Below are 22,721 nucleotides of genomic sequence, written 5' to 3' on the forward strand. Positions count from 1 at the left end.
TTACACGGGCAGTTCGTGGCGCTGCCGACTATTTCGTTTTGGTGTTGAATTCACGGTTTGCAGCATAGTCGATAGTGAAGGTGCCCGCAGGAGCGCGAACGCCCTGCTTCACGTTGGATATGGTGACTGTCGAGGTAAGGCCCCTCTCGTCAGTCAGGGTCCATCTGCGTAGATCGAGCGATTCCCTGTCAAACACCATAGTGATATTCGAATTGCCGAAGGCCGACTTGTCGGCCAGCCTGATGATCACCTGGGCGCCATCGTCCCTGATACTTTTGAGGCGATTGCCGGAAAAGTTGACCTGATTGTCGAGGAGCAGCTTGAGCGGCGTCTTCGAGAGAGCATAAAGCCGCGATGTCTTGAGCTTCTTGTTATAGACCACCAAGGATTTTCCATCTGCAATTACGCTGACCCCTGATTGGCCTGCATAGTTGAACCGGATCTTGCCCGGCCGCTGGAGGAAAAATTTCCCTTTGGTCCTTTCCGCTCTTGGGCCCGACTGGACAAAGTCCCCGGACATGGACTTTACCGATGAGAAGTGATCGGCAATCGTCTTCGCTTCTACAGGTGCGGCCAAGGCCGCGGTCGAAAGTTCGGCGTTTATCGCGACAGCGCTGACAACGGCGAACCAGAAAGCCAGCAGTCTTTTGCTGTTATATGCCATTCAGTTATCCTACCCCGAGCAGGCGCGTGATCGAAAGAGATCACGCGCCTTTGAGATCAGTAGCCGTCCGGGCACTGAGCAACGTAAACTCGACCGTTCCGACCGCGATATCTGCACTGGCCGGCTTCGCTGGCGTGCCCGATGACCGCCCCGGCCAGCGCTCCGACCGCACCTCCAACAACGGCCCCTTTTACCGGGTCGCCGGCCACTGCTGCGCCTACAGCTGCGCCACCCAAACCACCGACGGCAGCGCCTTGTTCGGTGCGGGAGCATGCCGCGAGCGGAATGAGTAGGCTCAAAATGAGCAGCGTCTTCTTCATTGGTTCTCTCCTGGGGCCGTTATTAGCCGAAGCTTAAATGCGCCACGGAGTTTTTCGATCCATCGGAGTGTTTGGGGCGCAATCCAAATCTGCGGGAACGGGCTAAGGTCCCGGATCCATCGTACACGCCTCCCAGAGGTAAGTCGTCTTTGGGCAAGCTCGGCCGTTCATAGTAGTTGGATTTGCTCTATCCCTCAGTAGGCTTTCCGAAGATCAGGCTCAAAAACTCGCTCAGCCAGCGCTTGAGGTGCATATCCCAGATCAGCCGGCCGCCGAGATGGTCGCGGCCGGGCTGCGCTCCGGGCAGTTCGAAACGATGTGCGCCGCGCACCACCCAGCGCTGCATCATCATCCTGGTCAGTTCGCCATGGAACTGGATGCCCCAGGCATTGTCGCCATAGCGAAACGCCTGGTTGGGGTAGGTTTCCGCCGTCGCCAGCAGCGTCGCATCCCTGGGCAGCGAAAAGCCTTCGCGGTGAAACTGGTAAACCATGTCGGGCCAGGGCAGCAGCTTTTTGCCGGCTTCGGTCGGCTTCAGCGGATACCAGCCGATCTCGACCAGCCCCTNCCAGCCCCTCGCCATGCCCCTCGACCTTGCCGCCGAGATGATTGGCCAGCATCTGCGCGCCAAGGCAGATGCCGAGGAAGGGCCGGTTCTCCTTTAGCGGAACATTGAGCCAGTTGGTCTCGCGGCGGACGAACTCATCTTCGTCATTGGCGCTCATCGGCCCGCCGAACACCACGGCGCCGGCGTGTCCCTCCAGCGTCTCCGGCAGGCTGTCGCCGAGAGGCGGCCGGCGGATGTCGAGGTCGAAACCTTCCTCGAGCAGCATGTGGCCAACCCGGCCGGGGCTCGAAGTCTCCTGATGCAGCACGATCAGGATTTTTGGTTTCGAGCTCGGTCTGGGCGGCATGGAAAGGCGGAATCCTATTCGTCGCTCGACGTTCCGCTGGCGCCGGGCGCGGCGGCCGCCGCCTTGCGGCGCGCCTCGACGCGATCCTGGCGCTCGACGCCGATTAGCTCGGCGACGCGCCAGACGGTGTTGTCCTCCAGTTCATGCAGTTCGCCGTCGGCATAGACGATTTCCCACATCAGGCCGATGAAAGCCTTGCGCGCCTCGGCGTCGAGATGGCGCTTCAAGACGCTGGTGAAGGCATAGAGGTCGATCGCCTCATTGTCGGCGCGCTCGCCGGCGGCAGCCAGTGCATCGAGCTCGTCGCCGCTGATCGAATAGCTCTGCGCCAGCACCTGCTTGAACCGCTCCCACTCGACATCCTGGCGCACGCCGTCGGCATTCATCACATGATAGAGCAAAGCCGACGCCGCAACGCGCGGATCGTCCGCATTGGCGCGAGCCCCAGCCCCGGAGGGCAGGTCTTTCAGAAAGGCCAGGACGCGTTCGAACATGGTGCTCACTTCACTTTATTGGAGCATGATCTTTTCCAAAACCGCTATCCACTTTTTGGGATCATGCTTCAGGGATCAAAACAGGCGGAAGCGGCGCGGTGACTTCTCCGCTTCGTCGTCGGGGTCGACGCCAGGGTCGTCGGGCAGCCGAGCCAGTTCCTCGGCAGGTTCGACGGGTTCGGCATCGGGCGGTATTGCGGCGAAAGCGGCGGAAGTGACCGGTGTGACCTGCTCATCGCCCACGGCGGGCTTCGACTCGGTCGGCGCCTCGCTGCTCCTGGCAACGGCGGGATGATCGATCACTTCGGCTTCCTTTGTCGGCTTGGCGGGNGTGCGCGCCAGGCGAAAGCGTCGAGCTTGCCGCTGACCGGCGATACCGGCGCCCAGCGTTCGGAGACGACGCCGTCGGCGACCCAGGCCGGATCGCGCGGCGCCCTGACCGCCTTGGACAGCAATTGCCTGATCTTGCCCTGGTCGCCGGTCTCTGCCTCCTCGATATCGGCCAGCAGCAGGTAAGCGCCTTCCCGGCGATCCATGCGGATCGCGGCTTCCGCCTCGCGGCGGGCGGTGGAAAAATCCTGCGCATCGAGCGCGGCGCGCGCCACCGTCATCGACGATTCGGCATTGTTGCGCTTCAGCTCCTGCAGCTTCTTCGCCCGGTTGAGACGATCGACCACGGCATCTCCCGGCCTTGCATGGGTGTAGAGCTCGGCGATCTCGGGATGCGGCTCCGCCTTCCAGGCTGCCTCAAGGATCTTCGAGCCTTTGCGCACATCGTTCTGTTTGAACAGAAGATTGGCGGCTGCAACCGCGGCCGGTGCGAAATCGGGCGCGAGCTTGTTTGCCTCGAGTGCCGCTGTCTTGGCTGCATTGGGGTCGCTATCTGTCAGCGCCTGCGCCTTGGCGGTCAACAGCACAGCGCGGCGGCGATTGGCGGCGTCGCGTTCGATCTGCCTGGTCGACTTCTGCGCCTCCACCAGCTTCAGCGCGCCGTCCCAGTCGCCGCGCCCGGTCAGATCCTCCAGCGTCGATTCGGCGGCCCAAGCCAGTTGCGGCGCGACGGAAGCGGCGCGCCCGGCATAGTGACGCGCGGCGTTGCGGTCGCCGAGCCGTTCGGCTTCGAGATAGAGCCCGCGCAGGCCAAGCAGCCGCATTTCGGGGTCGTCGAGCATGGCTTCGAATTTTTCGCGCGCGCCCCCATGGTCGCCTTCGAGCAGCGAGGCTTGCGCTTCGAGCAACTGGATCAGCGGCTCCTGGTCGGAGCGGATCAGCTTGGCGGCTTCCTTGGTCTTCTTGCGGGCCAGCGCGCCATCGCCGGCGCCGGCTGCGATCATGCCGGTCGACAGCGCCTGGTAGCCGCGGTCGCGGCGGCGGACGCGGAAATAGCGCGAGATCGTGTACGGGCTGTTCCACAGCGACTTGATCAGCCACCAGACGATCATCACCGCGGCGACGACGGCAACGATCGCCACCGCCGCCACCATCAGGCTGACCTGGTATTGGTAACCGTTGAAGGTGACGACCATCTCGCCGGGACGATCGGCCAGCCAGGCAAAGCCGAGGCCGAGCGCGAAGACGGCGGCGAGAAAGATGAGAATGCGGATCATCGTGTCGTCCTCATGCCTTCATCGCACCTGCAATCAGCGCGTCGACCTGCGTCTCGACGTCGATGCGCGCCTTCAGTTTGCCGGCAAAGTCGGCGCCGGCAGCCTTGACCGCATCCGGCAGCGTTGCGTATTCGCTGAGCGCCTTGGCGTAGTCGCCCTGGTTGACCGCCACTTCGATGCGCGCCACGGTTTCCGGCGCGCCGGCGCCTTCGACGGCGCCGATCGGCCGGACCTTGACCAGCGATTCGGCGCTCGACAAAAGGTTCTGGAAGAAGCCGGCATTTTCATCGACCGGCGTCGCCGCCGCGACCATCGCATTGGCCGCGGCGTCGGCCTCGCCGGCGATCTCGGTGCGGGTCGGGACGCCCTTTTCAGCGTAGGGGCGCAGCGCTGCAATCTGCGGTGCATCGGGCGAGATCGCCGCGAAGGTCTCCAACTCGGCGGCGAACGGCGCGCCGCGGTCAAGCGCCGCCTTCAAGGCCGAAGCGGCGATGGCCATCGCGATCTTTGGCTGCGAGGCCTGCGCATCGACCTTGCCGGCGAGCTGCATCACCGACTGCTCCAGCGCGGCGATCTTGCCTTCCTGCGCCTTGGCTGCCTCGCCGGCCGATTTCACCAGTGCGTCGAGGCCCGCCAGTCTTTCATTGAGCGGCGCGAGATCGACGGGCGCTGCACCACCGGCCTGGCCAAGGGCGGCGACCGCGGTCTCGATCTGCTTGACCTTGTCGCCAAGCGCGGCAAGCCCGGCATTGTCGCCGGCGCCGCCCTTTTCGACCGCCGATTTCAGCGATGCGACATCGGCCTTGACCTGATCCAGCGCCGAAGACAGCCCGTCGACCTTGGCCGTTGCGGCGCCATTGCCGCTGGCTTCCCTGAGGTCGGCGATTTCGCGCTTCAGCGAAGCGATCTCGCCATTGACGCCGTCGAGCGAGACCGTGCCCGCCCCTGAGCCCGGAGCGCCAAGCACGCCGGCAAACTGCAGCCCGCCGGCGGCAGCCAGCGCGATGACACCGCCGATGATGCCGGCGGCAATGCCGCTCGTGCGCTTCGGTTGCGCGGCCATGGGCTGGTTCCCGGCTGTCCTTGGGGTTTCCTTGGGTGCACCCGGCTTGGGCGAGGCATCCTCGAAACTGTAGTCGGAGGTTCTGGCGCGCGGTGGCGCATCCGAAGCGGTGGGGTAAGGCTGCTCCGCCTGGGTGGACGCCTTGGCATCGGCGCGTTCGGGAGCGGCCTGCGCCGCGGCGTCGGAGTGCTCCCACGGCTCGAGATCGGCTTGATCGGCATGAACGGGCTCGTCAGGCGTCTCCGGCTGCGCATTGGCCATGGCAGCCGCATCCTCGGCCGCAACCGATTCTGCCGGGGCCCCGACGTCATCCGAGTTGGCGACATCCGTCTTGGCGGCATCCGCATCGGCAATGCGCGAGACAGCGCCGGGTTCGAGTTCGATGGTCACCGGCTCGCGGCGGCTTTTCGAATGTCGCATCTTCGGCGTCTTGACCATGCCTGGGCTCCGCAATCCTGCTTCGTCTGGGCGCCCGACGGCGCGTGATGGTTTGAAAAATGGTCTAGCACATCATCATCAGGTGAAAAGGGGCGGCGTGATGACACGGGGCTCAGTCGCCGCGGTGCAACAGCTCAAGCAGCGCCTCCTCCTGCGGTTCCCGCGCCATGCGTATTTTTTTGCCGGCGGCATTGTCAAATGCCGCTGCCACGCGCTCGGAGAGCGCAAAAGCCTGCATGTTTTCAAAGAGATCGCGCAGTTCCGCCCGGCTGGCCAAGGCCTGCAACGCTGCCGCCGCCTTGGCTGAATAGAGCAGCACCGCGTCGACCGCCTGATCGGACAGGCGTGTACGGATTTCAGCATCGGAATAATCGAGCGAAATCGTGTCGTAGGTTTCGACGGTGCGGACCTCGACGCCGGCATTTCGCAGCCGCGCCTCGAATGCCGGAAACCGCACGCGCCCTGTGAGATAGACGACCGCCTTGCCGGAAAGGCCGGCAGCAATCGCCTCGGCCAGCCGCTCGGCGTCGCCCGCCCCTTCGCTGACCGACAAGAACCCTGCCGAACGTGCCGCTTCAGCCGTCCTGCGTCCGACGGCATGGCAAGGCAAGGCGGCGAGCGCACGAATGAGTTCTTTCGGCGCATGCCGCACGGCATTGGCGCTAGTCACAGCGACGGCCACGGCATCGTCGCTCGCAGCATCGGCGCCAACCGGCAGTGTCACCGTTTCGGTCAGCGGCAGAAGGAGCGGCTCAAATCCCAATTCCTGCAGCCGCCGCATGGTTCGCGACGCCCCGGGTTGCGGCCGCGTCACCAGGACACGCATATCAGACCCAGCCGTCGAAGAAGGTTTCGCCCGCTTTGACCCGCACCATCCTAGCTGCGTCCGTGCCGATGTCAGCGGCATCCAGCGCCAAGCCTTCGGCTTTGACCTCATGCGATTGCGTGCCATCGGGCGAAATGATCAGCCCGGCGAAAACCAGCCTGCCGCCCGAGATCGTCGCATAACCGGCGATCGGCGTGCGGCAGGAGCCGTCGAGCGCCGCCAGGAAGGCGCGCTCACAGGCCAGCGCCTGGCCTGTCGGCACATCATGGATGGCCACCAGCATCTTTTCGACCTCGCTGTCGCCGATGCGGGTTTCGATGCCGATTGCGCCTTGTCCCGGCGCCGGCGGAAAGGCATCGAGCGGCATCAGATCGGTGACGACATGGCCGAGCCCGAGCCGCTTCAGCCCGGCATAGGCGAGGATCGTGCCTTCGGCGACGCCTTCCTCCAGCTTGCGCAGCCTGGTCTGCACATTGCCGCGGAACATGACCACGTCTAGGTCCGGCCGCATGCGCCGGATCAGCGCCTGGCGCCTGAGCGAAGACGACCCGACCTTGGCGCCTTGCGGCAAATCAACAATGCGCTTCACCGCCTTGCCGATGAAGGCGTCCCGCGCATCCTCGCGCGGCAGGAAGGCGGACAGCTCCAGCCCGACCGGCAGCACTGTCGGCATGTCCTTGGAGGAATGCACGGCGATATCGATCGTGCCGGCCAGCAGCGCGTCTTCGATTTCCTTGGTGAACAGCCCCTTGCCGCCGGCTTCCGACAGCGGCCGGTCCTGGATGCGGTCGCCGCTGGTCGAAATGACGACGACCTCGAAGGCTTCTGCCGGCATGCCATGCGCTTCCATCAGCCGCGCCTGCGTCTCATGCGCCTGGGCGAGCGCCAGCGGGCTGCCGCGTGTTCCTATTTTCAAAGTTTGCATGGCGCGCGGTCCGTGATAACCCCCGGCTGGCTTTGCGTTTCCGGCGCTCTCCCTAGCGAGGCCCGCCTCTACTAACTAGGAAAGTCCGGCGACACAATCTCTGGAGACAGCGACGAATTGATCCGCGTTCTGGGCATTGAGACGAGTTGCGACGAGACCGCCGCCAGCGTGGTGACGCTGGACGGCGATTCCGTGCCGGTGATTGCGTCCAACATCGTGCTCAGCCAGATCGAGGAGCACGCCGCCTTCGGCGGCGTCGTGCCGGAGATCGCCGCGCGTGCCCATGTCGAGGCGCTGGACGGCATTGTCGAGGCCGCTCTTGCGGATTCGGGCGTAGCCCTGGCCGACATCGACGCCATTGCCGCCACTGCCGGCCCCGGCCTAGTCGGCGGGCTGATCGTCGGCCTGATGACAGCCAAGGCGATTGCAGCGGCCGCCGGCAAGCCGCTGATCGCCATCAACCATCTCGAAGGCCACGCACTGACCGCAAGGCTGACCGACGGGCTCGATTTTCCCTATCTGCTGCTGCTGGTCTCCGGCGGCCACACCCAGATCGTCGCCGTGCGCGACGTCGGCGACTACCAACGCTGGGCGACGACCATCGACGACGCGCTCGGCGAAGCTTTCGACAAGACGGCCAAAATGCTCGGCCTGCCCTATCCCGGCGGCCCGAATGTCGAAAAGGCGGCAATCTCGGGCGATGCGACGCGATTTGCCTTTCCACGGCCGATGAAAGGATCTGCGCAGCCCGATTTCTCCTTCTCCGGCCTCAAGACCGCGGTGCGCCAGGCGGCGACCGCCATCCAGCCGCTAAGCGAGCAGGATGTCGCCGACATCTGCGCCTCGTTCCAGGCGGCGGTAGCCGACTCACTTGGCGACCGCGTGGCCCGCGCGCTGGCCCGCTTCCGCGACGAATTTCCGGACAAGGCCGAGCCGGCGCTGGTCGTTGCCGGTGGAGTCGCCGCCAACAGAGCGATCAAGGCGACGCTGCAGAAGCAGTGCGCCGAGGCCGGCTTCGCCTTTGTCGCGCCGCCGCTCAAACTGTGCACCGACAATGCGGCGATGATCGCCTGGGCCGGCATCGAGCGGTTGCGGGCAGGCCTGTCGCAAGAGAACGGCTTCGATTTCGTGCCGCGTTCGCGCTGGCCGCTGGACAGCATTTCGGCCCCGATGGTCGGCTCTGGCCGGCGCGGAGCGAAAGCATGAGCGCCAGCAAGACAAGCGGCAGGGACAGAACCGGCTGGCGCGTCGCCGTGCTTGGCGGCGGCGCCTGGGGCACGGCGCTGGCGCTGGCGATGCTGCGCGCCGGTCACGATGTCCGGCTCTACGCCCGCGACGAAGAGACGGTTTCCGCGATCCGCCGCGGCGAGAACCCGCGTTATCTCCCCGGCATCGCCATTGAAACAGGCATTGCGGCGACGAGCGATATCGGCACGGCCCTGACCGATGCCGATTGCGCGCTGGCCGTGGCGCCGGCGCAGGCGCTGCGCGCCATGCTGACGACGGCGAAGCCCCATATGCCGAAAGGCATCCCGCTCGTTCTCTGCGCCAAGGGCATCGAGCGCGACACCGGCGCGCTGCTGTCGGCGATCGTTGGTGACATTCTGCCCGAAACTCCGGTTTCGGCCTTGTCCGGTCCGAGCTTTGCCGCCGACGTCGCCAGGGGTCTGCCGACCGCTGTCGTGGTTGCTGCACGCGACGACGCCTTGGCGGCCGAGCTTGCCGCGCGCTTTTCGGCGCAGAATCTGCGCTGCTATTCCAGCGACGATTTGATCGGCGTCGAGATCGGCGGCGCTTTGAAGAATGTCTTCGCCATTGCCGCTGGCGCCGTCACCGGCGCCGGGCTCGGCGCCAGCGCGCAGGCCGCCATGGTGACGCGCGGCTTCGTCGAACTGCGCCGCATCGGCGCGTCCTTCGGCGCCAAGCCGGAGACGCTGATGGGGCTTTCCGGCCTCGGCGACCTTTTGCTCACCTGCTCTTCGGCCCAGTCGCGCAATTTCGCCTATGGGCTGGCGCTGGGGCAAGGTAAGCCCTTGTCGGGACTGCCACTCGCCGAAGGCGTGCCGACGGCGGCGATCGCCGCCCGCATCGCCACCGAGCGCGACATCGACGCGCCGATCATCGCTGCGGTGTCGGCGATACTGGACGGCACGATCACCATTCGGCAGGCTGTCACGGCATTGATGACCCGGCCGCTGAAGACCGAAACCGGTATTTAATTGTAAACTCCCGTGAACAGCTCGGTATTGTCCCCGCCAGGCACGATGCGGTTTTCATAGTGACCTTCCGGCAGCAGCAGTGCCTCGGCTGGACCGTTGCGCAGGACAACGTCGCTGGTACCTGCCTCCAAGGATAGGGGCGAAGAATGCGAGGTGCCGTTTATCTCGACCTCGCCGTCTGCAAGCTCCCCGCTGGTCGTGTACAGGCTGTATCGTCCGGCGACAGGCACCTTGAAAACGACCGGACGACCGGAATAGAGGCGACGACCAGCCATTCTGATGTTGGGAGCGATCTGGACGTAGCTGTCGCGGATGAGAGGCGCGATCACGGTATCGATCAAATCCATGCGATATGACCAGAGGACCATCTTGGGCGGGGAATCCGAGAGAACTTTGTAGGCTTCCGATTGCCTGCCTTCCTGCAATGTTTTCAAGACATAATGCTGGTCGAGCCAGAGTGTGGAGGGCTCCTGTCGATTGGGCAGCATGGCGATGCCGTCGAAATACTTCTCATCCGGTGCGAGCAAAGATTCCGCGCGCGAGACCAGTTCAAGCTGGGCCTGATTGTTGAGGCGTAGGTAAACGACATTGCTCGCGTAGCTCATTGCGATGGCTGTGATCAGCACCGCGAGGACAGGAACCCGGTAGCGCGCGTGGGTTGCGGTGCTGTCGAGAAGCTCCAACGACCAGAGCGCAACGAACGGCAACGCCATGATGAAGACATAAGGCCAGGGCTGGTCGTGCGTGAATACCAGCACCGTGATGACGAGTGAAAAGATCAGCGCAATTCGCCTTCGACCATCGAGTTTCATGATCCGCATCAGTGACAGGGCCATACCGGAGAAACAGATCCCGTAAAGAAGGGCGTTCCGCGCCAGTGTCTGTAACACGAACTGCCTCAGTCCCCCGTAGTCACCGCCTCCACGCGTCGCAATCTCGACCGGGCCAAGTAAAAGGTTTTTGGCCGCGAGAACAGGGGCGCCTCCACCGAAGATCAAGCAATAGACCATTATCGGAACGGCCCATCCAAGCACGAGCCACCCTCCGCGAACCGCCCCTGTTGCGTAGCGTCTCATCAAGGCTGCGTCAGCAACAAGGCCGATGCCGAGCGCAACGTTGAAGTAGACCGATTTCTGAGTGATGACGAAGGCAAGGCCACTTAGCATGCCGGCGGCAACAAGCTGCCTTGCCCTCAACCCAGGTGCGCGCAGGACAACCAGCAACGCCGCCACGGCGAAGAACACTGCCGGCGGTTCGGCGATGGTACGAAAGATGCGCTCCATGAAATTCGAAAAGCACAGGAGAACGAGGACGATCGTCAAAGCGCGCACGCGATCCTCGCCCAGAGCGCGAGCGCATGGGTAGATCAAAGAGATCGTCCCGCAGGCCAGCAACGCAGTCTGCATGCGGCCAGCAAGCAGAATCGACGTGGCATTCCAGCCGATCAGATGAGCAATCTCATAAAAAGCCGCATAGCCGACCGCCTTGGGATGCCAGATCGTATCGAACAGGCCGTTGGAGAAATATTTCGCCCATCCGAGTTGGACGAATTCATCCATGACGAAGCGGATGTTCCAAGCCAGAACGAACAGCAAGATGATCTTGAGTGCGATCAGGATATGCAGAAAAGTTGTTGTTGGGCGCTGCCCGAGAGCGAACAGCTTGTTTGGTCCCGGCTCCTGCGTATTCAAGACAACCCCCTCGATCGTGCCCAGGCAGACCAACGCCAGGCGTGCTGCCTCGCTGGGCGCAACGCCCTTCATCCTCAGACAACAACTTCGAGGCCGGCAGCTCCGCTTGGCGAAGCATGGTTCCACCGCGGTTAATTTTCCGAGACTGTGCGGAACTGAAGCCGTCGCGCTTCGGATTCTTGCAGCGCTCCGCTCCAGCCTGTCTATACGCAGCGGACTTTAGCCGCTGTTAGCCTTTTGCTTGTTAAGAAGGGTTATGTTCAAACACGGCAGCCAGCCTTCTGCGACAATGCGGAGGCTTGAAAGGACATCGCGTGCTACAACCCAAGATGGCATCGGGCCTCGTCTGCCCAGTCTGCTATTCCAGGCTTGGCACAAGCCCGGTTGCCCTGACCTGCGAATCTTGCCCTGCCCCCTATCCCGTGCACAAAGGCATTCCGTTCTTTGTCGAGTCGCCGGTGAGGGAGGGCTTCGACGCGAGCTTCCATGAAGAGGCGTATGCCGGTACCAGTACGCGCGCCCGTCTCTACAATTCGCTCAAGCAGGTCATCACCAGCGAATATTCACCGCACGACACGCTGAATTCGTTTCTTGCCTCGATACCTCAGGACTCAATGATCGTTGAGTTCGGCTCCGGCGCACGGCGCGTCCGCCCCGATGTTCTCAACATTGACCTGTTCCCCACCCCGAACGTCGATCTGGTCGCGAATATCGAGCACACGCCGCTTGCGAGCGATTCCGTCGACGTCGTCATTCTGGACAGCGTGATCGAGCATGTTCCCAATCCGGTAGCGGTCGTCGATGAAGTGTTCCGTGTCCTGAAGCCGGGTGGGAAGCTGCTCTGCATCAACCCTTTCCTGTTCCCCTATCACGGCTATCCCGCCCACTACTGCAACTTCACAAAGGACGGGATCGAGCAGCTTCTCCAGCGGTTCGCAAGGGTAGAGGTCCAGACGCATCAAGGGCCGACAAGCGCGATCGTCAACATCCTGTCCGAATACATCGGCGTCGTTGTCGGTCGAGAGAACCGAACCCGCTACATGGTAGCGAAAGCCGCGATCCTGACGCTGACATTCCCGTTGAAGTTTATCGACAAATTTCTGGTCGATCGCCCGGAGAGTCACCGGATCGCCAGCATGCTCGGCACCATCGCGACCAAATAGCGTGTCGCTGACCAGCGCTTATTGCCAAGAGCAATTCCAGGAAAGTGTGATCGGTTTTCCCAGGAAAAGCGCGTAGCGCTTTCCCTTGGGAATTGCGCAAAAACAAAGAGATAGAGCGGTTCGCCGTTTCCGTGAAACGGTGAAACGTTCTAGCGACCCGCCAGGATCTACCCATCTGCTACCAGCTGAGCAGTTCACAATAATTCGGCCGGTCCGGTAACGCCGATGCTCTTTTTGCTGTGGGGAAATGCCGTCTTGCCATGGCCGTGAAGTCCGAGCGTGAAAATAGCACGACATGCTTGTCTCCGGTAATGTGCCGGTCCGCAAGAAGCGACAAGGTGGCGCGTATTCCACCAGGCTCGATGTCCTTCAAGATGATCTTCCGGCAGGCCCAGCGTTCGCAACTGTCGGCCAGCGATTTGAAGAATGCGTCGCGCCCATCGACCGGCACATGATGAATGACGTCGGAAATCGTCACAACATCAAAAGATCCCTGCACGCTGGAAAGGTCCGTGGCGGGCAGAAGTTCGACCTTCGCCCGATTTGCGTTGCTTAGAAAGGCACCGATTGAAGGTGCGAGATCGCACATCGTAACCGTTAGGTCGGGGCGCCGATCAAGCAACCGGTCGACGAGCGCTCCATCCCCGCCGCCGATATCCAAAACCCTCGCGCCGTTCGGCAATTCGCGATCGAGAAAATCCGCAATTACATTGAGATTGACGAAAACACGCCGGTAGATGTCTCCGACCGGCTTGAAATGACGGCCAAGAGCCCTGCGCATGATCTGTCCTGGCGGCAACATTCTCATTCCTCGTTTCCCGTGGTTGAGCGAGAGGATGTCGCCGGCAAGGTGATGGGCTTTAGATTGAACCGTGACAAGATAGCAAAATGCGCAACGACAACGTTCCAGATGAGCAACGCAACTGTGGCGATCGGAGACGCAATCGCAACGCCAAGGCCGAGGCATGAACAGAGAAGCACCATCATGGCTACCGAGATCGGATAGGCCGCAGCCACACCTGCCGCAAAACGCGCAAACGCTTTCAAGCGAAGTGGCTTGCCGAAGGTGAACCAGCTGTGCAGAGCGTATCCCGTAGGCATCACAGCCAGGAATGAAATCATGATGCCCAGCAGGTAATGCCCACTCAGCTGATCAACCGCAATCATGATGGCATTGTGCGCAATTGCGCATATCGCTCCCACCACAGTGTACCGCCATCCACGTTCCAAAAGCGGTCTTTCGTGAGCTCCGGCATGGTTGCTCTTGTCCACTTGGTCGTCGGCGATCCTGGCAGAGCTGAACATTGCCTCAGAACGCTCCTGTCAGTTTCGCGCGAAGCCGGCACATGACGCGCTCCAGCAATCGCGAATCGCGCAAGTAGCGCCTTAATCCCGTCGGCCCGAGCGACAGCATGGTGCGAGCCGCTCGAACCAAGGCCTTCAAGTCGCCGCCCGACGCAGCCGCCAGCGACACATTGACGCTGATCGATGCCCGAGCAGCAGATTCAATCTGGCGTCGGCTGCGCGCCGAAAGCCGGTACAGATGGCGCTCTAGGACAGTCTGCATTTGCGAACGGAATTCGTTCGCATCGCGCGATCCGGTTACGGTCAGCGAATCGCCATGAACCCGGAAGGCTGTGGTTATCTCTTTGTGATAAACGACAGATCCGGCAACAGCGAGCTTCGCCCACATATCCCAATCCGCCGTATACCAAAGCATCTCATCCATGCCCCCGCATGCCAGCCAAGCACTCCGACGAAAAATCGGAGCAGGCACAGACACGAAATTCTGTACGAGAAGCCGTTCCAGCAAGAATTCAGATTCGAGCACCTTTTCGGTTGGCAAGGGACAGTTCCAGCATCCCATTCGCCGGCCGTGGCGGTCAACGATCGCAGTCGGGGCTAAATGAAGCGCTGCTTCGGGTGCGTCCGCGAGCCAGCGTCGAGCGGCCTCAATGCGCCCGGGCAACCACAGGTCGTCTTGGTGGAGTATGCAGACATAATCGGCGGCGGCTAGCTCAACGCCCAGGTTGGTCTTCGACTGCCAAGGCCCGAGATCTTTTCGCCGAAGCAGCCGGAACGCCGGCCGGTAGAGGAATCGCTCGACAATGGCAGCTGTGGCGTTCGTCGGGCTGCTGTCGATAATGATTATCTGCAGGTCGCCAGTCAGCTCCGCAGCAAGTGAATCAAGTGTCGCTCCAATCCATGCCGCCCCGTCATGGACAGGCATGACGACCGACAGAAAAGGCTTTTCGGCTGCGCGGCTTACGGCTTGAATTTCCGCTCGCGAGGCTGCTGAAGGGTTAGAACTCATGTCTGGCGCTCAATGTATCAAGCAGCAACTTGAGCACGAAGCCAGATAGCACCATGGACATGCCGGCCACGCAGATAGTGGTGACCACAAAGGTCAGATGCACTGATTGCTCCATGGGGCCACCGACAAAAATCCAATGTAGCGCCAGTGCCACGTCCGCCGCGAAGCCAGCTGCCGCGAGTACGCCACCGGAAAAAACCAGCCATTCCAAAGGGCGACCGCGCGTCAGCCATGACACAATTCGACCGCTGTAGACCGGATGGTAGATGGCGATTGCCACCTTTGCCAGCATACCGAACAGGATCGCTGAAAGGCCAATCAACGTCGCCATAGCCGAGAGCGCGACGAAGTGAATTCCGAAGTACCATCCACCGATGCGAACAGGTCCGGCAGCGAGAACTGCAAGGCCGGCAATGCCAGTGATCAGCAAGGTCAGCCCAGGCACGAGATACATGGTGTCCGGCGCGTGAGCAATAATGAGCCGCAAATGGCGCCAACCGTCGCGGAAGGAACGCAGATGCGGGGCGCGGTTTCGCTTGTCGGGGTAGAGCTTGATCGGCACTTCACGAATGGTGAGCCCAGCGCGATGCGCATTGATGATCATTTCCGAGGCGAATTCCATTCCCGGCGAGCGTGCGCCGATTTTCTGAAATGCCTCTCGAGTGAAGCCGCGCATGCCGCAATGGAAGTCGCGGATCGGAGATTTGTGCAGCCAGCGAGCGATGGTGGACAGGACGGGATTGCCCAGGTAGCGATGCAGTAGCGGCATGGCGCCCGGCTCGATACCGCCGGCGAACCGATTGCCCATGACAAAGTCCGCACCCAATTCCAACGCATCGATGAAATCGCCCAATTGGCTCCAGTCGTAGGAATCATCGGCATCGGCCATGATGAGATATTTGCCCTCGGCCGCTTCAACTGCAGCGCTGATTGCCGCGCCATAGCCCTTTACCGGCTGATGGACGACCCGCGCTCCCAACTGTTGCGCAATCTCCACCGACCTGTCCGTGGAGCCATTATCGCCGACGACGACTTCCCCCTTGACGCCGCGCCTCAAGAAGGCATCGAAGGCTTTGCGAATGCAAATGCCAATCGTCAATTCTTCGTTCAGGCAAGGAATAATTGCAGAGACGAGAACGCGCTCGGTCTCCATGCTGACCGTGAAAGCAGGCGTGGCGTCGTCGATCCTGACTGTCGTGTCCCCCGCGATGCTCTCCATTGCGTCCTCTATTCAGGCGTTCTGGAAGAACCAGCCCATCCCCACAACTGACCCGCTGGGAGCGTATCATATCGAAAATTGATTATCTTTGACTTACGAAATATCCAGTGGCGTCTTTATAAGCAGCAATCGCAAAGGCCAGGCGCTCTTTTTTCGCAATGCAGCGCTGTTGCCTGTGTCTGCTCTTTCGGGCGAAGCGATATCGTCTGTGACTTTCATCAAACTCATGTGGATCCATCATTTCAATGCCTTGGCCTTGAGCGGGGCGGAGATCCATCGCGACAGATCATTTGGCATTGACCCGAAGGCACCATAAAAGCAAAAACGCGGTTTCGGCAGTTCAAGGCGAACTTTAGTCGCAATCCCAACCCGGAGTTTCGAAAGCATGCTGTTTGCGTTGATTTGCAAGGACAAGCCCGGCAGCCTGCAGGTGCGCGTCGACACGCGACCCGCCCACGTCGCCTTTCTCGAGGGCCTGAACGCCGACAGGACACTGGCCTTTGCCGGTCCGTTCCTCGATGCCGACGGCAAGCCGAACGGCACCCTCGCCGTGGTCGAGGCGCCGGATCTCGCCGGTGCGCAGGCGCTGTCGGCTGCCGACCCCTATGCCAAGGCCGGGCTGTTCGAAAGTGTCGAAATCCGCCAGTGGAACTGGACCTTCAACAAGCCGGCGGCTAGTTAGTTCCGGCGGCGCCTAGAGCGATCCCAGGAAAAGTGTGTAACGGTTTTCCGTCCGGAATTGCGCAAAAAATAGTAGTTGGAGCAAAGACATGAACTACTGGCTGTTCAAATCCGAACCTTCGGTCTTCTCCTTCGAGGCGCTGAAGGCCAAGGGCAAGGCCGGCACGCAGTGGGACGGCGTGCGCAACTATGCAGCGCGCAACAACATGAAGGCGATGCAGATCGGCGATCTCGGCTTCTTCTATCACTCCAATGAGGGGCTGAACGTCGTCGGCATTGCCGAGGTCTGCGCGCTTGCCCATCAGGATACCACCACCGACGATCCGCGCTGGGAATGCGTCGACATCCGCGCCTTCAAGGACGTGCCGAACCCGCCGACGCTGGAGCAGGTCAAGGCCAATCCGAAGCTTGCCGAGATGGCGCTGGTGCGGCTTGGACGGCTTTCCGTACAGCCGGTGACGCCGGCCGAATGGAAGGAAGTCTGCCGCATGGGCGGCCTGACGCCGGCTCCGTGACGGTCCTCACGCCGAACAGCGCGAAAAAGTTCATTCTCGACAACACGGCGCTTATGTCGCCGCCGCATGTGCCGGAGATTGTCCTCAATCTTGCCGACGAAGCGCATGACCTCTGGCAGCGCACGGAGAACGAGCTGATTGAAATCGGCCTGCCGCCGCCGTTCTGGGCCTTTGCCTGGGCCGGCGGTCAGGGCCTTGCCCGTTACGTGCTGGACAATCCGTCGGATGTGCGGGGCAAACGCGTGCTCGACTTCGCCTCCGGCTCCGGCCTTGTCGCCATCGCCGCCGCCAAGGCGGGTGCGGCGCACGTGATCGCCGCCGACATCGACCCGTTCTGCGAAACGGCGATCCGCCTCAACGCAGAGGCCAATGGCGTTGCCATCGACTTTTGCGGCACGGACTGCATCGGCACCGACGCCGGCTGGGACGTGGTGCTGGCCGGCGACGTCTTCTACGACAAATCCTTCGCCGACACGCTGATGCCGTGGTTTTCGACACTGAAGGCGCGCGGCGCTGACATCCTCGTCGGCGATCCGGGCCGCTCCTACATGCCGAAGGCGGGACTGGAGCCGCTCGCAGTCTACGAAGTGGCGGTGACGCGGGCGCTGGAGGACGCCCTGGTCAAGCGCACCACGGTGTGGCGCTTCGCTTGACGGCATTGCCGAACAGGCGTTCCATCGCGCATTGATTTGAAGAATACGCATGTCGTTATCCCAGAACCGTCAGGCTTTGGGCTGCATGCTTGAGGGGAGGACTTTATGGATTTTTCAGTGGTGAACTGGCTGGCGGTGGTTGTCGCGGCCGTCGCGGCGTGGCTGTTTGGCGCCGTCTGGTACACGGCCCTCAGCAAGCCTTGGGTGAGGGCGGCCAGGATCGATCCGTCAACGTCAAAGAAATCGATATTGCCCTTCATCATCTCCTTCATCGCCGAGCTGATCATGGCGCTGGTCTTGGCCTTGGTCGTCGGCGCGATGACCGGCGGCGAGCCGGTCCTTGTCGCAGGGCTGGTCTTCGGCTTCGTCCTCTGGCTGGGTTTCGTCGCCACGACGCTGATGGCCAACCATCGCTATGAGAATTTCGGCTGGGACCTGACCCTGATCGACGGCGGCCACTGGCTCGGCGTGCTGTTGATCATCGGCGCGGTGATCGGCTGGTTCGGGGCGCCGGTCGTCGCCAGCTGAGGCCTGCAGAAGTCGTCAGGTCTGCGTCCTGGCGACTTCGTCGAGGATCCATTCGCGGAAAGCGATGATGCGCGGATCGTTGGCAGTGCTCTCGGGATAGACCAGGAAGTAGCCGAACTCCGGCCCCACGCGCAGACCGAGTTCAAAGGGCTGCACCAGCCTTCCCTGGGAAAGGTCGTTTGCCACCATGGCGAACTCGGCGAGCGCCACGGCATTGCCGTCGAGCGCCGCCTGCACGGCATCGGTAGAGGTTCCAAACACGATAGTCCGACTGTCGTCGAAATCGTTGATGCCGGCCGCCGCCATCCACATGCGCCAGTTCGGCCATGTCACGCCTTGGCGCGACCATTCGATATGGGCAAGCGTGTGGTTGAAGAGGTCGCGCGGTTCGCGCAGCGGCGGGCCGGAGGTCAGCAGGCTCGGGCTGCACACCGGAATGAGGATGTTGTCGAACAGGCGATGGGCGCGAAGCCCCGGATACTTGCCGACCCCGAACCGGATGCCGACATCGACGTCGTCGAGTTCGAAATCGCGCACTTCGTAGCCGATGTCGAACCTCAGCTCGATACTGGGCTGAAGTTTGCGAAAATCGTCGACGCGCCGCATCAGCCATTTTGACGCGAACTGCGCGTCGAGCGTCACCTTCAGCAATGCCGTGCCGCGCGTCAGCTTGCGCGCCCGCGACACCGCCCGGTTGAGCAGGTCGAGCGCATCGATCGAGGCCTCGAACAGCACCGTACCTGCCTCGGTCAACCGGATGGTACGACTGGTTCGCGTGAACAGCACCAGCCCGAGCTGATCCTCGATTTCCTTGATCTGGTGGCTGACCGCCGCCGGCGTCAGCCCGAGCTCGTCGGCAGCGCGGGTGAAATTTAGGTGGCGGGCGGCGGCTTCCAGAGTCCTCAGCGCGCGCGTTCCGGGCAACAGACGGGACATCACCGTATCCTCAAATAAAACTTGACGATCCGAAAAGAACTACTCGTTTCTCGCATGGATTTCAATGCGGCATGATGCATCCATCGAAACACCATCAAGCCGGATTTGATATCCGGCGGAACACGGAGCGCATCATGTCCATCTTCGTTTTGAACTCGCCAGCAGCTCGCTCGAACTGGTTGCATGCCGTAACGGACTGGCTTCGCCAGGCGAAAGTCGCCATCAACCTGCCGCGCCAGGACGTGGAGGACCTTTCGGATCGCCAGTTGCGCGATGTCGGCGCGCAGCGCAAGGACGTGACGCGGGCCGTGGACCGGGAACTCGGCCGGCTTGGATTGCTGGACACTGGGTGGCAGAAGCCGAGAAGGCGTTAGGCAATGGTGAGTAGTGAGTAGTGAGTAGTGAAGGATTGAAACGACGCCGAGACCATCCTACTCCCTACTCCCTACTCCCTACTCCCTACTCCCTACTCCCTACTCCCTACTCCCTACTCCCTACTCCCTACTCCCTACTCCCTACCTCACCACCCTCACCACCGTCCGGTCCGACACCAGCGGCAACAGCCGCGCCATTGTCCGCGCTGTCACCGCCACGCAGCCTTGCGTCGGTGTGAAGCCTGGGCGCGCCAGATGGAAGAAGATGGCGCTGCCGCGGCCGCGCCGGCGCGGCGCCATGTTCCAGTCGAGCACAAGGCAGGCGTCATAGAGGCGGTCGTCGCGCCGCATTCGCTCATGGCTGGCGCCATAGGGGATTTTCACCGGCCGGTTGTAGTTGCGGTCGTCCGGCACCTCGCACCAGCCGAGATCGGCGCCGATCGGCGCCATCGCCAGCTGGGTTTTGCGGCCGGCCGCGAAATGATCGCCCCGAAAATATCCTGACAAAATCCGCATCTCGCCAAGCGGCGTCGCACCGTCGCCTTCGCGCTTATTGGCCGAGATGCCGCCGCGTCCGAGCGCACAGGCAAACACCTTGCTGCCGGCCTGCAATATCCCCTGGCTGGGGTTGCCCGGCCTCGCCCGAACCACCAGCACACGCAGCCTTTTCGGCAAAATTGCGCCGGCTGCATTGCGATCGCGTTTTTTCTTGTATGATCGTGTCACGGAACAAATCACTGTGATCGGACTGTTGCGCCGGTCAGCTTCCGCATAAATGGGAGGCGGTCAACTGAAAATTCTTTTCAAAACAATGGATTGATCCATGACATCACGTACCATTCTGATCGTTGACGATGATGACGACCTGCGCGGAACCCTCGTCGAGCAACTGGCCCTTTACGAAGAATTCGACGTCTTGCAGGAAGCGACCGCCGCCAAAGGCGTCGCCGCGGCGCGCGGCGGGCTCATCGACCTGCTCATCATGGATGTCGGACTGCCCGACATGGATGGCCGCGAGGCGGTGAAGATCCTGCGCAAGGGCGGCTACAAGGCGCCGATCATCATGCTGACCGGCCACGATACCGATTCCGACACAATTCTGGGCCTCGAGGCCGGCGCCAACGACTATGTCACCAAGCCGTTCCGCTTCGCCGTGCTGCTCGCCCGCATACGCGCACAACTGCGCCAGCACGAGCAGAGCGAGGACGCCACCTTTTCGGTCGGGCCCTACACGTTCAAGCCCAGCCAGAAGCTTCTGATCGACCAGCGCGGCGGCAAGGTGCGGCTGACCGAGAAGGAAGCCTCGATCATCAAATATCTCTATCGAGCCGACCAGAAGGTGGTGACGCGCGACGTCCTGCTCGAGGAAGTGTGGGGCTACAATTCCGGCGTCACCACGCACACGCTGGAAACTCACGTCTACCGGCTGCGCCAGAAGATCGAGCGCGATCCTTCCAATGCTGAAATTCTTGTGACAGAAAGCGGCGGCTACAAGCTGGTTCCTTAAACTTTTCATTGTTCGATAAGCGGTCGGGGCGGGACTGTTTCGGGGAGGATCCGGCTGGGGGAGCCTGGATCGGCCCGTTGCGCAGATTGAAGTGTTAGAGCGTCCTTTGCGCGTTCAATTGGACACGCGGCGCTCTAAGGGAGGGATTGGACTGACCGTTCGGGGACGCAGCTAGAGATGGCGCTGGATGACGACATCCGCATCCTGTCCGCCGTGAAGCTCTTTGAGGGTTTCACGCAGGAACAGCTGCGCCTGCTCGCCTTCGGCGCCGAAGCCACCCATCTGCAGGCCGACCGCAAGCTGTACCGCGAGGATGACGAAGCCGACTCAGCCTATATCGTGGTCAGTGGCCGCATCGTGCTCTACCGGGAGCAGGATGGCGACCGCATCCCGATCGGCACCGCCGGCCCCGGCACGATCCTCAGCGAACTGGCGCTGATCGCCGACTCAAGACGGCTGACCAGCGCCTCGGCCGAGACCGATTCGGAAGTGATAAGGTTGAGCCGCAAGATGTTTCGCCGCATCCTGGAGGAATATCCCGAGGTGGCGGTGAAACTGCACCAGCGCATCCTCGATGATTTCCAAGCCATGATCGCCCGCATCGAGAAGCTGGCGCCAAGGTTTGGCGGGTAGGTCCCCGCGACCGCGCTGACGCTTGGGTGTGTCGAGATTCAGGTCAGGCCGAGTCGAAAATGGCTGATACCGAGAACCGGAGCGGGGCGTACTCAAAGTACGCACCGGAAGCGCAGGTATCGGCCATTGCAGGCCGGCCTCACCTGAATATCGGCACGCCTAATCCAGGTCGAACCGCGCAATCACCGGCACATGGTCCGAGGGCCGCTCCCAGCCACGCGCCTCTCGCAGGATCTCATAGCGGGCAAAGCTCGGCACCAGGTTCGGTGACGACCAGACATGGTCGAGCCGGCGGCCGCGGTTCGAGGCTTCCCAGTCCCGCGCGCGATAGCTCCACCAGGTGTAGAGCTTCTGCTCTGGGGGCACGTCGAGCCGCATCAGGTCGACCCAGTCGCCGGCGATCCGCATCGCGTCGAAATTTTGCGTCTCGACCGGCGTGTGGCTGACGACGTTGAGCAATTGCTTGTGCGACCAGACATCGTGCTCCTGCGGCGCGATGTTGAGGTCGCCGACCAGGATCGAAGCCGACACCTCGTCATGCGCGGCGTGGATGGCGTTCATCTCGGCAACGAAATCGAGCTTGTGGCGGAACTTGCGGTTGATCTCCGGATCGGGCTCGTCGCCGCCGGCCGGCACGTAGAAATTGTGGACCAGGATTGCCTTGCCGCCGGCCTGCACCTTGACCGACAGATGCCGGCTGTCATCGATCTCGCAGAAGCGCCGTTTCTCGACAATCTCGATCGGCCGCCGCGCCACCGTCGCAACGCCGTGATAGCCCTTCTGGCCATGGAATGCGATGTGCTCGTAGCCGGCCTTGCGGAACGCCTTTTCCGGAAACAGCTCGTCGGGAACCTTCGTCTCCTGCAGGCAAAGCACATCGGGCGCCTGCTCCGTCAGCAGCCGCTCGACGATCGGCATGCGCAGGCGCACGGAATTGATGTTCCAGGTGGCGATGGAGAAGGGCATGCGGCGATCCGAACAAGGTCGCCGATCTACTGCCAGCCGAGCGCTACAAACACAAGCCAGCCTTTGCGGGC

24 protein-coding genes and 2 pseudogenes are annotated in these 22,721 nt (G+C 62.1%); 10 read left to right on the plus strand and 16 right to left on the minus strand.

The features are described from left to right. Window positions 1-28: 28 nt before the first annotated feature. From X750_RS152635 to hemC, 8 genes and pseudogenes are all read right to left on the minus strand, one after another. Window positions 29-664, minus strand: a complete 636-nt coding sequence (locus X750_RS152635; RefSeq protein WP_023747360.1) for an outer membrane lipoprotein carrier protein LolA — start codon at window positions 662-664, stop codon at window positions 29-31. Between the two features lie 56 nt (window positions 665-720). Further along, a complete protein-coding gene (locus X750_RS1000000164340; RefSeq protein ID WP_023670477.1) occupies window positions 721-984 on the minus strand; it encodes a YMGG-like glycine zipper-containing protein in 264 nt (87 codons plus the stop codon). Between the two features lie 187 nt (window positions 985-1,171). Continuing rightward, window positions 1,172-1,898: pseudogene (locus tag X750_RS01000000162860) on the minus strand (glutamine amidotransferase). Window positions 1,899-1,912: 14 nt separating this feature from the next. Then, window positions 1,913-2,392, minus strand: a complete 480-nt coding sequence (locus tag X750_RS152630) for a TerB family tellurite resistance protein (protein ID WP_023702389.1) — start codon at window positions 2,390-2,392, stop codon at window positions 1,913-1,915. 75 nt (window positions 2,393-2,467) lie between these two features. Then, window positions 2,468-3,999, minus strand: a pseudogene (locus tag X750_RS01000000162865) (heme biosynthesis protein HemY). Window positions 4,000-4,009: 10 nt separating this feature from the next. Continuing rightward, the gene (locus tag X750_RS152625) at window positions 4,010-5,500 is read right to left on the minus strand and encodes a COG4223 family protein (RefSeq protein WP_023747361.1); all 1,491 of its coding nucleotides are present in this window, start codon (window positions 5,498-5,500) and stop codon (window positions 4,010-4,012) included. Between the two features lie 112 nt (window positions 5,501-5,612). Then, complete coding sequence (locus tag X750_RS152620) at window positions 5,613-6,326, minus strand: uroporphyrinogen-III synthase (protein WP_023747362.1); 714 nt, start codon at window positions 6,324-6,326, stop codon at window positions 5,613-5,615. 1 nt (window position 6,327) lies between these two features. Beyond that, a complete protein-coding gene (gene hemC / locus X750_RS152615; RefSeq protein WP_023747363.1) occupies window positions 6,328-7,251 on the minus strand; it encodes a hydroxymethylbilane synthase in 924 nt (307 codons plus the stop codon). 120 nt (window positions 7,252-7,371) lie between these two features. On the opposite strand from hemC, the gene tsaD reads away from it, so the two are divergent. Continuing rightward, window positions 7,372-8,457 (plus strand): tRNA (adenosine(37)-N6)-threonylcarbamoyltransferase complex transferase subunit TsaD, encoded by a 1,086-nt coding sequence (gene tsaD, locus X750_RS152610; RefSeq protein WP_196814835.1) that lies wholly within the window; start codon window positions 7,372-7,374, stop codon window positions 8,455-8,457. Further along, window positions 8,454-9,470, plus strand: a complete 1,017-nt coding sequence (locus tag X750_RS152605; protein ID WP_023747365.1) for an NAD(P)H-dependent glycerol-3-phosphate dehydrogenase — start codon at window positions 8,454-8,456, stop codon at window positions 9,468-9,470. Before tsaD ends, X750_RS152605 begins: the two co-directional genes overlap by 4 nt. Here the strand turns inward: X750_RS152605 and X750_RS152600 are convergent. Beyond that, window positions 9,467-11,233: a hypothetical protein gene (locus X750_RS152600; RefSeq protein WP_023705008.1), complete on the minus strand. Its 1,767-nt coding sequence runs from the start codon at window positions 11,231-11,233 to the stop codon at window positions 9,467-9,469. The two genes, X750_RS152605 and X750_RS152600, sit on opposite strands and share 4 nt — an antisense overlap. A 242-nt stretch (window positions 11,234-11,475) precedes the next feature. Between X750_RS152600 and X750_RS18450 the strand changes: the two genes are divergently transcribed. Continuing rightward, window positions 11,476-12,324 (plus strand): class I SAM-dependent methyltransferase, encoded by an 849-nt coding sequence (locus tag X750_RS18450; protein WP_156931600.1) that lies wholly within the window; start codon window positions 11,476-11,478, stop codon window positions 12,322-12,324. Window positions 12,325-12,502: 178 nt separating this feature from the next. Here X750_RS18450 and X750_RS152595 read toward each other — a convergent pair whose 3' ends face one another. From X750_RS152595 to X750_RS152580, 4 genes are read right to left on the minus strand one after another with little or no spacing between them, the layout of a single operon-like run. Beyond that, window positions 12,503-13,132, minus strand: a complete 630-nt coding sequence (locus X750_RS152595) for a class I SAM-dependent methyltransferase (protein ID WP_023705009.1) — start codon at window positions 13,130-13,132, stop codon at window positions 12,503-12,505. Then, window positions 13,129-13,629, minus strand: a complete 501-nt coding sequence (locus X750_RS152590; protein ID WP_023705010.1) for a GtrA family protein — start codon at window positions 13,627-13,629, stop codon at window positions 13,129-13,131. The genes X750_RS152595 and X750_RS152590 overlap by 4 nt, the downstream gene beginning before the upstream one ends. Before the next feature lie 4 nt (window positions 13,630-13,633). Beyond that, the gene (locus X750_RS152585; RefSeq protein WP_245260377.1) at window positions 13,634-14,638 is read right to left on the minus strand and encodes a glycosyltransferase; all 1,005 of its coding nucleotides are present in this window, start codon (window positions 14,636-14,638) and stop codon (window positions 13,634-13,636) included. Then, window positions 14,628-15,857, minus strand: coding sequence for a glycosyltransferase family 2 protein (locus X750_RS152580; protein ID WP_023709450.1), 1,230 nt, complete (start codon window positions 15,855-15,857; stop codon window positions 14,628-14,630). Before X750_RS152580 ends, X750_RS152585 begins: the two co-directional genes overlap by 11 nt. Before the next feature lie 385 nt (window positions 15,858-16,242). Here X750_RS152580 and X750_RS152570 point away from each other — a divergent pair, with 385 nt between their 5' ends. The 4 genes from X750_RS152570 (at window position 16,243) to X750_RS152555 (ending at window position 18,234) form a co-directional block, all read left to right on the plus strand. Then, on the plus strand, window positions 16,243-16,539 hold the full coding sequence (locus X750_RS152570) for a YciI-like protein (protein WP_023705014.1): 297 nt from the start codon (window positions 16,243-16,245) through the stop codon (window positions 16,537-16,539). An 88-nt stretch (window positions 16,540-16,627) separates the two neighbouring features. Next, on the plus strand, window positions 16,628-17,053 hold the full coding sequence (locus tag X750_RS152565; RefSeq protein ID WP_023670487.1) for an EVE domain-containing protein: 426 nt from the start codon (window positions 16,628-16,630) through the stop codon (window positions 17,051-17,053). Continuing rightward, window positions 17,008-17,706: a methyltransferase gene (locus X750_RS152560; RefSeq protein ID WP_023702382.1), complete on the plus strand. Its 699-nt coding sequence runs from the start codon at window positions 17,008-17,010 to the stop codon at window positions 17,704-17,706. Before X750_RS152565 ends, X750_RS152560 begins: the two co-directional genes overlap by 46 nt. A gap of 105 nt (window positions 17,707-17,811) precedes the next feature. After that, window positions 17,812-18,234, plus strand: a complete 423-nt coding sequence (locus X750_RS152555; protein WP_023742137.1) for a DUF1761 domain-containing protein — start codon at window positions 17,812-17,814, stop codon at window positions 18,232-18,234. 15 nt (window positions 18,235-18,249) lie between these two features. Here X750_RS152555 and gcvA read toward each other — a convergent pair whose 3' ends face one another. Next, the gene (gene gcvA / locus X750_RS152550) at window positions 18,250-19,170 is read right to left on the minus strand and encodes a transcriptional regulator GcvA (RefSeq protein ID WP_023683901.1); all 921 of its coding nucleotides are present in this window, start codon (window positions 19,168-19,170) and stop codon (window positions 18,250-18,252) included. Between the two features lie 134 nt (window positions 19,171-19,304). Between gcvA and X750_RS152545 the strand changes: the two genes are divergently transcribed. After that, a complete protein-coding gene (locus tag X750_RS152545; RefSeq protein WP_023670491.1) occupies window positions 19,305-19,544 on the plus strand; it encodes a hypothetical protein in 240 nt (79 codons plus the stop codon). Window positions 19,545-19,685: 141 nt separating this feature from the next. Here X750_RS152545 and X750_RS152540 read toward each other — a convergent pair whose 3' ends face one another. Further along, window positions 19,686-20,222 carry a L,D-transpeptidase gene (locus X750_RS152540; RefSeq protein ID WP_245264527.1) on the minus strand — a complete coding sequence of 179 codons (537 nt, stop codon included), beginning with the start codon at window positions 20,220-20,222 and terminating at the stop codon, window positions 19,686-19,688. A gap of 145 nt (window positions 20,223-20,367) precedes the next feature. Here X750_RS152540 and X750_RS152535 point away from each other — a divergent pair, with 145 nt between their 5' ends. Then, window positions 20,368-21,051: a response regulator transcription factor gene (locus X750_RS152535; RefSeq protein WP_023670493.1), complete on the plus strand. Its 684-nt coding sequence runs from the start codon at window positions 20,368-20,370 to the stop codon at window positions 21,049-21,051. Window positions 21,052-21,228: 177 nt separating this feature from the next. Continuing rightward, entirely contained in the window at window positions 21,229-21,684 is a 456-nt protein-coding gene (locus X750_RS152530) for a cyclic nucleotide-binding domain-containing protein (protein ID WP_023730228.1), read from the plus strand. A gap of 159 nt (window positions 21,685-21,843) precedes the next feature. Here the strand turns inward: X750_RS152530 and xth are convergent, their stop codons facing one another. Continuing rightward, the gene (gene xth, locus X750_RS152525) at window positions 21,844-22,650 is read right to left on the minus strand and encodes an exodeoxyribonuclease III (protein WP_023747366.1); all 807 of its coding nucleotides are present in this window, start codon (window positions 22,648-22,650) and stop codon (window positions 21,844-21,846) included. Between the last annotated feature and the right edge of the window lie 71 nt (window positions 22,651-22,721).

This window comes from Mesorhizobium sp. LNJC391B00 (genome assembly GCF_000502535.1).
Taxonomy (GTDB): Bacteria; Pseudomonadota; Alphaproteobacteria; order Rhizobiales; family Rhizobiaceae; genus Mesorhizobium.